Consider the following 14934-nt stretch of genomic DNA (forward strand, 5'->3'; position numbering starts at 1 on the left):
GGCCAAAAAACAATGTGTTCTTTGGCCGTTGGTTGATTGAATTTTATCCGGGGATTCCCGGGGGTTAGGCGAAAAGCCGGGCTCAGCCGCGCCGGCCCTTGATGGCGGCCCAGATCAGGGCGACCCCGCCGAGCCCCACGACCAGGCCCAGGAACACCAGGGGCGCGACGTCGGAATCGATCCGGCCTCTGTCGGATATGGATATTCCGCCGAACAGGAGTGCACAGGCACCAGGCAGCAGCAGGATGATCCCGAAGATCGCCATGAGCGCCGTCAGACAGCCGCTGCGCTTGTTCGTCGGGGCAGGAGGCGGTCCCGGAGGGACTGGCGTCGGCGTGTCGCTGATGCTCATGCCTGCAGGACTCCTTCGATTGACTGCGCCGCCAGCTCGGCGCGGATGCCGTCGATCTTTCCGTTCCGGTAGAACAAATTGTAGGTGTCGAACGGGATGATCGCGCCGTTCTCGGTGACGAAATGGATGCAGCTGCGCTTGACGTTGCCGACGCAGAAATTGAAGCGGTCGAGAAACTGCACGATGGTGACGCGGAATACGTTCTCGTACGTGATTCCCTGCGGGACCTCGAAGCTCGGCAGGCAGCACAACAATTCGCAGACGCGCTCGCTCGTGTTCAGCGGTCCCGAGGACAGCGAAAACAGATCGATGAATTTCTCCCTCAGCGCCGGATGCTTCTCCGGGCTGATCGTATTGGGCAACAATGCGACGAGTTGCTCCTGCGGGATCAGCGAGGTCAGCGGCAGCACTTTGTCGCCGTTGCGCAGGCCGTACCCGATCGAGATGCTTTCGGGGTTGCAGGGCAGCGGGATCATGTCCTTGTCGCCGAACACGCCGGTTTCGACCACGCGCTTGCGGATCTCCGACAGCATGATGCGGTCGGTGTTCTTGTCGAAATTCTCGTTGCGGCCGGCATCCTGCACCGGCTGCAGCGTGACGCCGCGAACGCACTTCCAGGTCAGCGCGTGGCGAACGATGTCGCCGATCTCGGCATCGTTGACGCCGCGCTTGATGGTCGCCACCAGCGTGGTCGATACGCCGTAATGCTCGAGATTTTCCAGCGCCTGCTGGCGGATCTTGCGCAAATCCGCGCCGCGCAGATTGAACAGCGCGTCGCGTTCAAGCGAGTCGAACTGGAGATAGACCTCGAGCCCTCGCTTGTTCTCGGCGAGCCGCGCCACGAAATCCTTTTCGCGGGCGATACGCAGGCCGTTGGTGTTGATCATGACATGGCGGATCGGGCGCGCGCGCACCGCATCGAGGATCGCAAAGAAATCCGGATGGAGCGTCGGCTCGCCGCCGGAGATTTGCACCAAATCAGGCTCGCCCTCGCTCGCGACCAGCGCATCCAGCATTCGCTCGATCTTGGCCAGCGGCGTGAAGCTGGTCCGCGCCGGCGAGGAATCGGCAAAGCACACCGGGCAGGTCAGATTGCAATGCTCGGTGATCTCGATCAGGGCCAGGCAGGAATGCTGCTCGTGGTCGGGACATAGGCCGCAATCGTAGGGGCAGCCGAATTCGGTATGCCGTTGAAAGGCTAGCGGCCGGTCGCCGGGCTTGATGAAATCCTTGCACAGGCGCCAATAGGCTGCGTCCGTCGAGACCAGCGTGGACTGGACGCCATGCTCCTTGCAGCGCTTCTCGTACCAGACCTCGTTGTCGAGGATCTGGATCTTGGCCGGCACCAGCTTCAGGCAGGTCTCGCAGAGAGATTGAGTCTGGCCCCAGAAGATATAAGGGCGCGACTTACGCAACGGCGCGTTCATGCATGGGTCTCACTTTGGGCGCCCTCGCCAGCATGACGACGGCATAGAGCAGGATGGACAGCGACAGCAGGTGAAACAGCGTGAAGGGGCCGATCAGCGTGCCGTAGGGCTTGAGGAATTCCCACAGGAAGCGCTGTGCTCCATAGTAGACGAGGACGACGTAGAAACCATTGGTGATCACAAACGCGCTCCGGTTCAAGACCGCCACCACATAGAGCAGCGCGAATACGCCCATCGCGGCGCTTTCGTACAACTGCACGGGATGGCGCGGGACGCCGTCGCCGAAATCATGGCCCCAGGACCATGCCGTCGGCGTGCCGTAGGTGAAATCCTCAAGGCCCGCGAAATAGCAGCCGAGCCGGCCGATCGCGATGCCGAGCGCCAGCGGCAGCGCAAAACGGGCGCCGGTTCGCACCGTGATTCCTGCGGACCATTTGTAGAGCTCGATCGCCGCGATGCCCCCGGCGAGCGCGCCCTCGACCGAGCGCGCGATGCCGCTCTGGCCCGACAGCCACAGATTGGCGGAGCCGAACAGATAGGCGCCGAGGCCCGCACCGAACACCAAAGCGGCGAGGTAGGACCGCTCGAAGGATTGCGCCGGAAACCGCAAGCCCTGTCGCGACAGCCAGTAGAGTGCCACGGCCGCAGCCATCCATGCTGCGATGTCGAAGAGAGTGTGAAGGAAAGCCCCGCTCATGCGGGGGACATTAGCCCAGGTTCCCGCCCGGCGGGATAGTGCGGCCGCTTCTTATCCCCGAAGAGGAGCGAGGCAGGTGGCTAGCCGGCTTGCCGCTCTTCGGTCGGATAGACCCCGCGCAGCACCTCTTCGAAGTGCAACTTCACGGCCTCGTTGCACATGCAGGCGCGCAGGCGCAGGCCCTCGCGGTTGCGGACCAGGATCGATCCGCGTCGCGTGTCGAGCACGCCTTCCGCCTTGAACGACTGAAGCACGCGGCTGGCATAGCTGCGGCCGACGCCGAGCAGTGTCGCGAGCTGCTCGTGGGTCAGAGGCACACTGCTCTCGTCGCCGGTCCGCTCCATCGCCGCCAGCATCCATTTGGCGGTGCGCTGCTCGATCGAGTGAATGGCGTTGCAGGCGGTGGACTGGAAGATCTGCGCCAGCATGCAGTCGGCGTAGCGAGCGAAGACATGGCGCAACGAGGGCGAGCGCTGCTTGGCGGCCTCCAGCTTGCCGACGTGAATGCGCGCAAACGGCCCGCCGAATTTCACGCAGATCCGGGTGTAGGCCGGTAAAAATCCTTCGCTGACGATGCCGCCCACCGCGCCTTCGCGGCCGACCAGGATGGTCTCGACGTCGCGGCCGTCCTCATTGGGAACGAGGAAGGTCGCAAGCGATGGTCCGCAGGGAAAGTGGACGACCTGGACGTCATCGCCGGGGTTGTAGAGCAATTCATTCGCCGCGGCGCTTTCGAGCATGACATGTGGCGCAAGCAGGGCGAAGTCGGCCGGGCTCAAGCGCCGCAGCAGATTGTTGGTCGGCCGGCTGTCGATCTCGGTGGCGTTGCTGGTCCGCGCGTCCATCTCAAACTCCCATCCGCCTCCACCTTAGCGAGTTCCGTCGAGGTCCTGTGTGCACAAGTGGACAGACCTAATAACTGTAATGTGGTGGGTTTCGTTCCGGGAACCGTCCGCGCTGGGTGCAGGCGTCGTGACCGGTATCCCAATCAGAGAAACCTCATGCTCCAAGTTACGATGATGGCACCCGCCGTTTCCGATAGTTCAAATTGTCCTGCCGATGTTCTCATCGTCGAGGACGATCCGATCATCGCGATCGACTTCGAGGATCGCCTGCTCGGATTTGGCGTGAAGAGCGTGCGCACGGTAGGTTCAGTGGCGCAGGCGCTGGCCGCGATCGCGGCGCGCGTCCCCGGATTCGCCTTGCTCGACGTCGGATTGAGTCGCGAGAACAGCTTTGCGGTGGCTGAACGGCTCGCGGCGCTGAAAATTCCGTTCGTCTTCGTCACCGGCTATGGCGCCGACGCGCGCATCCCGCCGGAATTCGCCGGCCAGCCGCGTCTGCAGAAGCCGTGTTCGAGCGACGCGCTGGAGGCGGCGCTCCAGGTCCGCGCGGCGGACTAGCGATACGGCGTCAGGCCTGCTTCGGATCGAGCGTGGTCGACCATAGCGCGACGTCGGCGCGGTCGCGCAAGGTCACCGTCATCTGTCCTGAAGCGCCATCGATCTTGACGTGACCGAAGAACTGCATGCCGGCGGACGGCGGCAGGTTCTGGTTGTCTTTCCCCGGCGCCTTGACGAAACGCACCTCCGGTCCAAACGTATTGTCGAGTGCGTTCGGACCGAACGTGCCCGCGTGAAGCGGGCCCGACACGAACTCCCAGAACGGCTCGAAATCCTGGAATTGCGCCTTGTTGGGATCGTAATAATGCGCGGCAGCGTAATGCACGTCCGCCGTCAGCCACACGGTGTTGCTGACCGGCGCCATCTTGATGAAGCGCAGGATGTCGGCGATCTCGAACTCGCGGCCGCGCACCGGGCCGTCGCCCTGCGCAATGGCTTCCGATCCACCCTTCGGCGTGTCCGACACGACGAGGCTGAGCGGCATGTCGGAGGCGATCACTTTCCAGGTCGCGCGCGAATTCAACAGGCCGCGCTTGAGCCAGGCGGTCTGGTCCGGGCCGAGGAAATAGCTGGCTGGGCCGTAAGCGGTTTCGAGGTTGGGGCCATTCGGGCCGCGATAGCTACGCTCGTCGAGCACGAACACGTCGAGATGGGGACCATAGGAGATCTGCCGATAGACCCGGCCGGGCTCGACGATGCTTTCGCGCATCGGATACATCTCGTGGAAGGCACGGCCTGCGCGGGCCGCCAGCAGCGCGATGTCGCGCTCCTTGTAGGTCGCGGGCAGCTCCTTCGACAGCGACCAGTTGTTGGTCACCTCATGGTCGTCCCACTGCACGAAGATCGGCACTTCGGCATTGAAGGCGCGAAGATTGTCGTCAGTGAAATTGTATTTGTGCGCGGCGCGGTACTCGTCCAGCGTCTCGGCGACCTTGGCCTTCTCGGGAATCGTGACGTTCTTCCAAATCTTGCCGTCGGCGAGCTTCACCTCGGACTGGATAGGGCCGTCGGCATAGATGGTGTCGCCGGAGTGCAGGAAGAAATCGGGACGGTGCTTGCGCATCGCCGAGAAGGTGAACATGCCGCCGTCGTCGGGGTTGATGCCCCAGCCTTGTCCTGCGACGTCGCCGCCCCACACGAAGCTGACGTCGCGGCGGTCGGCGGGCGCGGTGCGGAAGCGGCCGGTCACCGGCTCGCCCTCCACCGCGGTGTGCGACAGATCGCGGAAGCGGACGCGATAGAAAATGTCCTGTCCGCTAGGCAGGTTTTCGATCAGCATCTTTGCGGTGAAGTCGCTCTCGGGCAGCGCCGCGATCGGCGGCAGTGCGCGGGCATCCCTGAACGACTCCGTCGTCGCTACGTCGACCAGCATCTGTGCGGGCCGGTCGGTACGCGCCCAGACCACCCCGCCGTCGACGGTGACGTCGCCCGACTGCACGCCATGGGTCACCGCCGGCCGGTCGGCCGCGCGGGAGAGATGGGGCATTGCGACCGCGCCGAGCGCGCCGGCACTGGTCGTCAGGAAATTGCGGCGGGAGAATTTGATGTTCATGGGACGGTCTCGATATCGCGTGAGGCGGCCGTCCAGGGCGGCCGCCACGGTGAAGCCCGACGCTATATTGAGACAATGTGACGCAGCGATAACGGGTGCAAGCGCTTACGCGTTGCCGGCGGCCCGGAATTGCGCGCCGGCGCGCTGCAGGTTCTGTGGCAGGCTGAACAGCACCGCCTTGCGGTCGGCAACCGCCGCATGGAACTGGTCGAGCGCGATGTTGAAGGCGGTGAGCGCACCTTCCTCGATCGCGCCGTGGTCGTAGCAGCGCAGCGTGTCGCGCAGGATCTCGTCGGCCTCGGTCTGCATCTGATCGAGATCTTCGGTCGTCTCGCTCTTTCGAGCGGCGGTGATCATGTCGAGCAGCCGCTCGCGCAGATGGCTGTTGTTGTCGCGCTCGTCCTTCTTCAGATAGCCTGCAAACCAGGCGCCGATCGAGCCCATGGCCGAGAGCGCCATCAGGGTCCACCAGATGTAATCGCTGTATCTGTCGAGGAAGGTCTTTTCTTCGCCGTCGACGAAAGCGGCGGCGCCGGGATGCACGGGAATCACCGCATCCTTGTCGGTGTCGGGCGTTTCGATCTTCGCCGCCAGCGGGAATTCCGTCACCAATTGCTGGCGCACGGAGAACAGCTGGCGCGTGAACGCCGCGATGGTGGTTTCGGACACAGTTTTGCGCGCCACGATGTGGTGCGAGAAGCTGATGGTCTTGACCTCGTCATCGGGACGATCGGGCGAGCCGCCGTAAGTGCCCGCGGGAATCTCGGCCGCTTCATAGACCGGATGATTTTGCGCGATCGCATCTGCGGAATCGATCGCGAGAAAGGTTGGCGTGCCGAAATCCTTGGTGGAAGCGGCGATCGCCTCGGACGTGATTTTGCTGTTGACGGGACCGGCCGCGAGATAGGCATCAGCCCTCTGGGCCTTGATCGCCTCGACGGCTTCGCTTGCCGGGTATTGCACGATCTCGACCTTGGCGGGATCGACGCCGTATTGCTGCAGGATCACCTTGAGCAAATTGACGTTGGCCTGGGTGCGGCCGACCACGCCGACGCGATGGCCGACGAGCTGCGCGATCTTGGTGATCTTCGGACCCTTCTTCTTGCCCTTGCCGGACACGGACCACAGCACCACGACGTTCTTGCGCAGGGTCGCAACCGCTTGCGCGTTCTTCGGTACGTCGACGTCGCCGCGCACGATGGCGAGGTCGGCCTTGCCTTCCGCGAGCAGATTGGCGCTGGCGGTGGCGCCGTCGGTCTGGATCGGGCGCAGCCGCACAGAACTCTTGTGCTGCGCGAAGGCCTGGGTCAGTGCCTGCACGACCTTGACGTCATCGCTATTGGCGGGGCCGACCGCGATCTTCAGCGTCACCGGCCGCATGGCAAAATAGTAGCCGCCGGCGAGCGCGCCAACGATCGCGAGCACCAGCGCGAGAGTCACGAGCGCCGTCTTCCGCGCCGATGATCGCGGCGAGGGCGGGGTGGGCGCTTCGGCCAGGTCCAATCCCCCGGTCATCGATCTCCCGAACAGTCGCTTGAGGCTCAGTTTCATCTTGGCCGGCGATTTACGCCCGCAAGTGTAGCAAATTTCTTGTCCGGCAGGGTTACATCTCCGTCATGGTTAGCGGATGGGGTCTAATCCCGTATGAACCCGGGGCGTCGGTGCGGTGTTAAGGTAAAGTTCCCCTGAAGGACGGAGGCGACGATGGCAGAACGGCTCTCGGCGGAGGCGCGCAGGCAGGCGCTGGGCGGACTACCTGATTGGACCGAGGTTCAAGGACGCGACGCGATCGGGAAAACCTTTGTCTTCAAGGATTTCAACGAGGCGTTCGGCTTCATGACCCGCGCGGCGCTGGTCGCCGAGAAGATGGACCACCACCCCGAATGGCGCAATGTCTACAAGACGGTGGAGGTGGTGCTGTCGACCCATGACGCCGGCGGCGTCACCGCGCTCGACATCGCGCTCGCCAAGGCGATGAACGCTATCGCCAGCTGACACCAGGCTGACGTCTTGCAGGGACCGGCCCCGTCCCCATCTTGTGATCAGCAGCGGATGCGGCGATCTGCCGCCCCAGGCTGGAACGGGGAGTTTGTCCGAACATGGCTGCCGAACACAGCGTCGGTTTCGAGCCGGCCGACCGGCTCGCGGAAGATCGTGAGAGCGTGCGGCGCCGCTTCTGGCGCAAGCTGAAGCGTGTCGCCGCGCAGCTGCCGTTCGCGGAGGATCTGCTCGCCGCCTATTACTGCGCCTTCGACCGGCAGACGCCGCGCCATGTCCAGGCGTCGCTGCTCGGGGCGATCGCTTATTTCATCCTGCCGTTCGATTTCGTCCCCGACGTGATGCCGATCCTCGGCTTCACCGATGACGCCGCCGTGCTCGCCACTGCGATCCGCATGGTCGCCAGCCACATCACGAACGAGCATCGCGAAGCCGCCCGCGCCGCGCTGAAGCGCGGGGTGGATGAGGTGGACGTGGAAGCCGCGCAGTAGCTGTCGCCGCATACTCCGCTGTCATTCCCCGCGAAGGCGGGGAATCCAGTACGCCGCGGCCGCCTTCCGATTGAACCATAACCGTCTCGGAATGCTGTCATCGCCCGCCTTCGCGGGCGATGACAGCTGTGGATGACTGCTCGCTACTTCTTTTCCGCCTGCGCCTGCGCCTGCGCCTTTTCCGCGTCCCACGCCTGGAATTGCTTGAACAGCGTTTCCTTGTCCGCGTCGGACACTTTTGCGGCCGACGGGCTCTGTTGCAGGAACGCCTCGAAGCGTTGCCGCGTCACCGGTTCGACGCCGTGGCGGTTGAGCCATTGCTGCGCCACCGGCAATCTGTTCCAGCCCGCCAGGGGCGCCGCGAGCGAGACCTCCTTCCACTTGGGATGGAAAGGCGGGTTCTGCAGCGTCGGGAACTTCGTGAAGAACGCGTCCACGTACAATGCAAGCTTGCGGTAGCGCTCGGTGTTGGGCGCCCAGTTGTAGGCCGCGAGCACCGCCGGCACTGCGATGGTGTCCACGCTCTCGCCCTCCTTGACTAGGTTCGGATAGTCCTTGGCGGTCAGCGTCGCCGGCAGATAGTCGCTCTGGAGGGGCTTTGCATAGTCCACGGTCGCAAGGTGGAAGCGGCCGTCATTGCCGAAGGTCGAAACGGACTTGTACGGTTTGCCGCCGACCACGATGACGGCGTCGATCTCGCCGGCCTTCAGTTTCTCCATCGCGATGCGCTGCTCGACATAAACGAATTTCGCCTTGATCCCGAGCCGCTCGAACACGGTGAGCGCGGTGACGAAGGTGCCGCCGTTCGGCAGATCGACGCTAACAGTTTTGCCTTCCAGATCCTTGAGTGTCGCGACCGCTTTTGGCGCGATCACCTGCATCTCCTCGTTGTAGAGCTTCGTCACATAGGTGAATTGCTTCTTGATGTCCTTGGCAAAACCTTTGCGCTCGAGATAGTCGAGCGTATCCGCGCGCACGATTCCGAGATCGACGCCTTGCAGGAACAGGATGTCGGCAACGCTCTGCACCGAGCCTCGGCCGACGATTGGCAACACACGAATCCTGTTGCCGTCGTCGAGCACGGAGGCGAGGTCGGCGCCGAATTGCACATAGGTGCCGCCGATCGTGCCGGTGATCAACGTCACGGTGTTGGCGTTCAGCGACTGCTTGGTCGAGCTCGAACCGAACTGGAAGATGGCTTTCAGGCTGTCAGAGACCTTGGCCGGATCATATTCGGTCTGCTCGGCGCGTGCCGCGAAGGCACAGATCGTCATGATGGCGGCAAGCGCCATTCTCAAAGCGTTACGCATGATATCCCCTAAAGAGTTCTAGTTCTGAAGCTGGGCGAGGCGTTGCCGCGCCTCCGCCGATCCAAGGCCTGCGGCCTTTTGGTACCAGTCGCGCGCGGCGGTCGCGTCGGCAGCAACGCGACGCGCGTCGCTCGTGCCCAGCACCGCCGGGTCATAGGTTTGCGCGAGCAGAAATGCAGCCGTTGCATCCTGTGCATTGGCGGCGCGTTCGAGCAGCAGGCGCGCCGCGGCAATGTCGCCGACCGCCAACAGACCGTTCGCGCGCGCCATCAGCCCAGCCAGTGTGTCGGCATCGAGCGTCTTGGCGGGCGGTGGGGGCGCAGGCGGCGCCGCGACTGGCCCGGGCGCCTGGGCTTGCAGCGCGGTTTGATAGGCAGTCGCAATCGCTTCGCGGCTCGGAGCTGAGGCTGCGGGGAGATCCAGCGCGTCAGCGCTCGCCAGCCTCGTGTTGCCCAAGCGCGCCGGGTCCTTGTACGCGGTCTGAGGCCTGTCCGGCACGTCGGCCGACGCCATGGCCTGGTCCAGCTCGGCACCCGTCGGGCTGGCAGCGTCGGCGGCGAAGAGATTGCGGAGACTGGGCTGAAACAGCGCGGCCGCAACGGCCAGCGTGGATGCGACGAGAACCGCCGCGAGAACAGGCGGGACAAATCTGAGCCGGGGACTCAACGCCCGCGCCGTATATTCGGCTGAATCCGGCACACCGAGCGGATCGGACAGGAACAGTGGAATTGGATCTTCCGGTGACAGATCGACCCGCGCGGCGCGCGCACGGATATAGGACGCGACGGCCGGATGTGATGCAGCTTGATCGGAATCGACCGATCTCGATTCCCTGGACGGGCGGTACGCCGTCGTCTCCATGGTGATGCTCCCCCTTACTAACGCAACGCTGGGGCATCCCGGCTTCAGTCTTTTTGTTGTTGTCCAGAAATGCCCCGCAAACTGGAGCCGGTAAATCGCCGTCTGAATCAGCCCAAAAAAAGTCGGCGGCTTGCGCGAATCGGGAGATATTTGGGTTTGATTGGGGCGAGGCGAAGGAATGCCCCGCAATTTTGTCGGTAATGGTTGAGGGGGATTGATCCGGCGGCGGCGCGGACACTGCCTGTCCCGCGCTAGCTGTCATTCTCCCCGAAGGCGGGAATCCAGTACGCCGCGGCTTCTCGATTCAATGACTGACGTCTCGGAGTACTGGATCGCCCGGTCAAGCCGGGCGATGACAGTTGAGCTCGTGGCGAGCGGCCGTACCGACACACGCCACGCCGCATAGCCTCACGGATGCAGGATCACCTTGCCCATGGCCTGACGTCCCGCCAGCACCTTCAGCGCATCCGCAGTCTGTGCCAGCGGGAAGACGCGATCGACATGCGAGGAGATCTTCCCCTCCGCTGTCCACTTCACGAGCTTCTCGAGATTGGCGCGGTTCTTTTCCGGGTTAAGTCGGGTCCACGCGCCCCAGAACACGCCGCGGATGTCGCAGCCCTTCAGCAGCGCGAGGTTCAGCGGCATCTTCGGAATGTCGCCGGCGGCAAATCCGATCACGAGGAAGCGGCCTTCCCAGGCAATCGAGCGTAGCGCCTGCTCGGCATAGGTGCCGCCCACCGGATCGAAGATGATGTCGACGCCCTTGCCGCCGGTGAGCTTTCGCAAGCCTTCCTTTAAATCTTCCTTGCCGTAATTGAGCGTGAGTTCTGCGCCGTGCGCCTTCGCGAATTCGAGCTTCTCGTCCGACGACGCGCAGGCGATCACCTTCAGGCCCATCAGCTTGCCGAGCTCGCACGCGGCAAGTCCGGTGCCGCCGGCGGCGCCGAGCACCGCGAGCGTCTCGCCCGGCTTCGGGCTCGCGCGATCTTCCAGGGCATGCAGCGCCGTGCCGTAGATGATGATGATGCCGGCCGCGCGGTCATAATCGAGATTGTCGGGGATCTTCACGATCGATGCCGCAGGCAGCGCGATCTTTTCGCGCGCGCCATTGTGGCCGCAGGAGGCGACGACGCGATCGCCGACCTTCAGATCGGTCACGCCGGGGCCGATGCTCTCGATCACGCCCGCGACTTCGGCGGCCGGCGAGAACGGGAACGGCGGCTTGATCTGGTACTTGCCCTGGATCATCAGGATGTCGAAGAAGTTCAGCGCCGCAGCCTTGATCGCGATCACGGCTTCGCCGGGACCGGCCACCGGATCCGGCACGTCGGCCAGAACGAGATCGTCGGGCTGGCAATATTGCGAGCAGAGGATGGCTTTCATGGCGGCACCTTCTTGAGAAGTGAAGTACTGGGCGTTTCGAGTGGATTTATAGTTTGCCCGTTTCTGCCGGATTTAGGTGCGGGCGACAATCCGGTTTCTTTGTCTATTAGACCGCACCGGCCTATCCTCTCGTCATTGCGAGCGCAGCGAAGCAATCCAGAATCCGTGCCGCGGAAATAGCCTGGATTGCTTCGCTGCGCTCGCAATGACGGGAAGACAGAAAGGGAGGATTCAAACCATGTTTGAAACAGGCCTGCTCAAGGACAAGCGCATCCTCGTCACCGGCGGCGGTTCAGGTCTCGGTGCTGCGATGGCGCGCCGCTTCCTCGCGCTCGGCGCTGAACTCGTGATCTGCGGCCGCAAGGTCGATCGGCTCGAGGCGGCGGCGAGCGAGATGCGCGAAGAGATCGGCGGCAAAGTCGCGACGATCGCCTGCGATATCCGCGATGGCACCGCCGTCGAGAGCATGATGGAGACCATCTGGCGCGAGGCGCCGCTCGATATTCTCGTCAATAACGCGGCTGCGACTTTCATTGCGCAGAGCGAGCATCTCTCATTCCGCGCCGCGGATGCGATCCTCGCGCCCACGCTGCATGGTGCGATGTATTGCACGCTTGCCGCCGGCAAGCGCTGGATCGACGGCAAGCATGGCGGCGTCGTGCTCTCGATCCTCTCGACCTCGACCATCACCGGCCGCGCCTTCACCGTGCCGTCGGCGATGGCGAAGTCGGCCGTGCTGGCGATGACCAAAAGTCTCGCCGTGGAATGGGGCCCGAAGGGCATCCGCACCGTCGCGATCGCGCCGGGACCATTCCCGACCGCCGGCGCCTCGGGACAACTCCGCCCCGAGGGTCGCGACGAAGGGTGGGCCGCGCGAAACCCGATGGGACGCGCTGGCGAGCATGGCGAGCTTGCCGACCTCGCCAGCTTCCTGGTCTCCGACCGTGCCGGCTACATCAACGGCGAGATGGTGGTGATCGACGGTGGCGCGCATTTGCGCAGCTCAGGCGCCGAGGATTTGTTGCGCTGGACCGATGCGCAATGGGCGGAGCAACGCGCGGCGCGATCCCGGGCCTAGTCGCCGCGACCTTCGCTAACTGCCTTCCCAAATTGGACTTTCCCGGCTATCCCTGCCGCGGGGACAATGCGCGACCGGGCCATCTTCCAGTCACAATATTGAGGGAACCACTCCAGCATGTGGCGGGTGCTGATTTTAGCTTTGATGACGGGCGTGGCGGCCTGTGGAATCGTGGATTCCGCGCGGGCGCAGACGGCGCAGCCCGCGCCCAAAACTGCACCGAAAGAGGCCGCGCCGAAATCGGCTGCGCCGGCGACCAATACGACTGGAAAGACGGCTGCAAAGCCCGAGAGCAAGCCGGTGGCTCCGCACGCGGCGGTTGCGGGCGGCGCAGAGCCAACCCTGATTGGTCAGTTCGGCACCTGGGGCGCCTATTCGGCCGCGCCCAACGGCAAAAAGGTCTGCTTCGCGCTGGCCAAGCCGTCGTCGTCGAAGACCAACCCGCCGAATCGGCCGCGCGATCCTGCCTATGCCTTCGTCTCCACCCGCCCGGCGGAGAAGGTCAACAACGAAGTCTCGGTCATGATCGGCTACGCACTGAAGCCGGGCTCTGAATCGTCGGTCGAGGTCGGTGGCGCCGCTTTCGCCATGTACTCGCAGGGCGACGGTCTCTGGATCAAGAATGCGGCCGAGGAAGAGCGGATGGTCGAGGCCATGCGTAAATCCGCCGATCTCGTGGTCAAGGGCGTCTCGTCCAAGGGGACCGAGACCACCGACACGTTCTCGCTGAAGGGCCTCGCCCAGGCGCTCGACAAGATCGCGCAGGATTGCAGGCGTTAAGCCTGCGGTCGATAAGGTCGCAATCGGCGGTTCCGGTTGCTATATAAGGCGGACTAGACTTTCTCCCGTCATTCCGGGGCGCGCGAAGCGCGAACTATGGTGCGCAATTGCGCACCTGAGAATCTCGAGGTTCCGGGTCTGGTCCTTCGGACCATCCCGGAACGACCACCTAATCAGGCCATTCAATGCAACCGATGACCGAGCCGCACAACGCAACGCTGGTGGAGAAGACTCCGCTCGAAACCTATGTGCCGCCGGCGAGGCCCTCGCTGATCGGCCTGTCGCGCACCGAGCTTGCCGATCGCCTCGGCGAGATCGGCGTTGCACCGGCGCAGCGCAAGATGCGTGTGCAGCAGCTGTGGCACTGGATGTACTTCCGTGGCGCCCAGAATTTCGAAGAGATGACCTCGGTCTCGAAGGGCATTCGCGCCGAGCTCGCGCAACATTTCACCGTCGACCGGCCCGAAGTTGTGGCCGAGCAGATCTCCAACGACGGCACCCGCAAATGGCTGCTGCGGCTGCCGAGCGGCGACAATGTCGAGCGGGCGCATGAAGTCGAGTGCGTCTACATCCCCGAAACCGATCGCGGCACGCTGTGTGTGTCCTCCCAGGTCGGCTGCACGCTGAACTGCTCCTTCTGCCACACCGGCACGCAGCGCCTGGTGCGCAATCTCACCGCCGGCGAGATCGTCGGTCAGATCATGGTCGCGCGCGATCGTCTGAACGACTGGGCCGATCGCGAAGACGGTACGCGTCGCGTCACCAACATCGTGATGATGGGCATGGGCGAGCCGCTCTACAATTTCGACGCGGTTCGCGATGCGCTGCTCATCGTCGGCGACAACGAAGGCATCGGCATCTCCCGCCGCCGCATCACGCTGTCGACCTCGGGCGTGGTGCCGAACATCGTGCGCGCGGGCGAGGAAATCGGCGTGATGCTCGCGATCTCGCTGCATGCGGTGCGCGACGAGCTGCGCAACGAGCTGGTGCCGCTCAACCGCAAATATCCGATCAAGGAATTGCTGCAGGCCTGTCGCGACTATCCCGGCGCCTCGAACGCGCGTCGCATCACCTTCGAATATGTGATGCTCAAGGGCGTCAACGATTCGCTCGATGACGCCAAGCTGCTGGTGAAGATGCTCAAGGGCATTCACGCCAAGATCAATCTGATCCCGTTCAACCCCTGGCCCGGCACCGCCTATGAATGCTCGGACTGGGACCAGATCGAAAAGTTCTCCGAATACGTCTTCAACGCGGGCTATTCCTCGCCGGTGCGCACCCCGCGCGGCCGCGACATTCTCGCCGCCTGCGGCCAGCTGAAGTCGGAGACCGAAAAACTCTCCGCCAGGGAACGCCAGACGCTGCGCGCCATGGCGATGACGGATTGAGTTGATGCGCGCAAATGCTCTCGCATCCTCGTCATTGCGAGCGCAGCGAAGCAATCCAGAGTCTTTCCGCAGAGGCAGACTGGATTGCTTCGCTACGCTCGCAATGACGGCGAGGGTGGTTGATCTTCCCCCAAAAAAGTGGACATGGATCAAGCCGATTTTAGCTCCATCTCGACCGGGCTGATATAGCCGATGGCCGAGTGTCTTCGGGTCT

The 14934-nt window shown here is 63.7% G+C and carries 15 protein-coding genes; 6 read left to right on the forward strand and 9 right to left on the reverse strand.

What is annotated here, in order from left to right:
• Positions 1-82 precede the first annotated feature (82 nt).
• The 4 genes from ABIB91_RS39425 to ABIB91_RS39440 form a co-directional block, all read right to left on the reverse strand.
• Positions 83-352 carry a hypothetical protein gene (locus ABIB91_RS39425; RefSeq protein ID WP_354172373.1) on the reverse strand — a complete coding sequence of 90 codons (270 nt, stop codon included), beginning with the start codon at positions 350-352 and terminating at the stop codon, positions 83-85.
• Positions 349-1779 carry a radical SAM protein gene (locus ABIB91_RS39430; RefSeq protein ID WP_354172375.1) on the reverse strand — a complete coding sequence of 477 codons (1431 nt, stop codon included), beginning with the start codon at positions 1777-1779 and terminating at the stop codon, positions 349-351. Before ABIB91_RS39430 ends, ABIB91_RS39425 begins: the two co-directional genes overlap by 4 nt.
• Positions 1760-2476: a prolipoprotein diacylglyceryl transferase gene (locus tag ABIB91_RS39435; protein ID WP_354172377.1), complete on the reverse strand. Its 717-nt coding sequence runs from the start codon at positions 2474-2476 to the stop codon at positions 1760-1762. The genes ABIB91_RS39430 and ABIB91_RS39435 overlap by 20 nt, the downstream gene beginning before the upstream one ends.
• A gap of 80 nt (positions 2477-2556) precedes the next feature.
• On the reverse strand, positions 2557-3321 hold the full coding sequence (locus ABIB91_RS39440) for a Crp/Fnr family transcriptional regulator (RefSeq protein WP_007598738.1): 765 nt from the start codon (positions 3319-3321) through the stop codon (positions 2557-2559).
• Between the two features lie 156 nt (positions 3322-3477).
• Between ABIB91_RS39440 and ABIB91_RS39445 the strand changes: the two genes are divergently transcribed.
• Positions 3478-3879 carry a response regulator gene (locus ABIB91_RS39445; RefSeq protein WP_007598740.1) on the forward strand — a complete coding sequence of 134 codons (402 nt, stop codon included), beginning with the start codon at positions 3478-3480 and terminating at the stop codon, positions 3877-3879.
• A 10-nt stretch (positions 3880-3889) separates the two neighbouring features.
• Here ABIB91_RS39445 and ABIB91_RS39450 read toward each other — a convergent pair whose 3' ends face one another.
• Entirely contained in the window at positions 3890-5431 is a 1542-nt protein-coding gene (locus ABIB91_RS39450) for an alkaline phosphatase D family protein (protein WP_354172380.1), read from the reverse strand.
• Between the two features lie 105 nt (positions 5432-5536).
• Complete coding sequence (locus tag ABIB91_RS39455) at positions 5537-6982, reverse strand: TAXI family TRAP transporter solute-binding subunit (RefSeq protein ID WP_354172382.1); 1446 nt, start codon at positions 6980-6982, stop codon at positions 5537-5539.
• Positions 6983-7135: 153 nt separating this feature from the next.
• On the opposite strand from ABIB91_RS39455, the gene ABIB91_RS39460 reads away from it, so the two are divergent.
• Both ABIB91_RS39460 and ABIB91_RS39465 read left to right on the forward strand, forming a co-directional pair.
• Positions 7136-7426 carry a 4a-hydroxytetrahydrobiopterin dehydratase gene (locus tag ABIB91_RS39460; protein WP_354172384.1) on the forward strand — a complete coding sequence of 97 codons (291 nt, stop codon included), beginning with the start codon at positions 7136-7138 and terminating at the stop codon, positions 7424-7426.
• 104 nt (positions 7427-7530) lie between these two features.
• Positions 7531-7920: a YkvA family protein gene (locus tag ABIB91_RS39465; RefSeq protein WP_007598747.1), complete on the forward strand. Its 390-nt coding sequence runs from the start codon at positions 7531-7533 to the stop codon at positions 7918-7920.
• Positions 7921-8063: 143 nt separating this feature from the next.
• On the opposite strand, the gene ABIB91_RS39470 is transcribed toward ABIB91_RS39465, so the two are convergent.
• The 3 genes from ABIB91_RS39470 to ABIB91_RS39480 form a co-directional block, all read right to left on the reverse strand.
• Complete coding sequence (locus ABIB91_RS39470) at positions 8064-9230, reverse strand: TAXI family TRAP transporter solute-binding subunit (RefSeq protein ID WP_354172386.1); 1167 nt, start codon at positions 9228-9230, stop codon at positions 8064-8066.
• 18 nt (positions 9231-9248) lie between these two features.
• A complete protein-coding gene (locus ABIB91_RS39475; RefSeq protein ID WP_354172388.1) occupies positions 9249-10091 on the reverse strand; it encodes a hypothetical protein in 843 nt (280 codons plus the stop codon).
• Between the two features lie 408 nt (positions 10092-10499).
• Positions 10500-11474 (reverse strand): NADPH:quinone oxidoreductase family protein, encoded by a 975-nt coding sequence (locus ABIB91_RS39480; protein WP_007598751.1) that lies wholly within the window; start codon positions 11472-11474, stop codon positions 10500-10502.
• A gap of 238 nt (positions 11475-11712) precedes the next feature.
• Between ABIB91_RS39480 and ABIB91_RS39485 the strand changes: the two genes are divergently transcribed.
• The 3 genes from ABIB91_RS39485 (at position 11713) to rlmN (ending at position 14720) form a co-directional block, all read left to right on the forward strand.
• On the forward strand, positions 11713-12552 hold the full coding sequence (locus tag ABIB91_RS39485; protein ID WP_354172390.1) for an SDR family oxidoreductase: 840 nt from the start codon (positions 11713-11715) through the stop codon (positions 12550-12552).
• Positions 12553-12669: 117 nt separating this feature from the next.
• Complete coding sequence (locus ABIB91_RS39490) at positions 12670-13332, forward strand: invasion associated locus B family protein (RefSeq protein WP_007598757.1); 663 nt, start codon at positions 12670-12672, stop codon at positions 13330-13332.
• Between the two features lie 185 nt (positions 13333-13517).
• Positions 13518-14720, forward strand: a complete 1203-nt coding sequence (rlmN, locus tag ABIB91_RS39495) for a dual-specificity RNA methyltransferase RlmN (RefSeq protein ID WP_354172392.1) — start codon at positions 13518-13520, stop codon at positions 14718-14720.
• The last annotated feature ends 214 nt before the right edge of the window (positions 14721-14934 follow it).

This window comes from Bradyrhizobium sp. JR4.3, from assembly GCF_040547695.1.
GTDB classification, from domain to species: Bacteria; Pseudomonadota; Alphaproteobacteria; order Rhizobiales; family Xanthobacteraceae; genus Bradyrhizobium; species Bradyrhizobium canariense.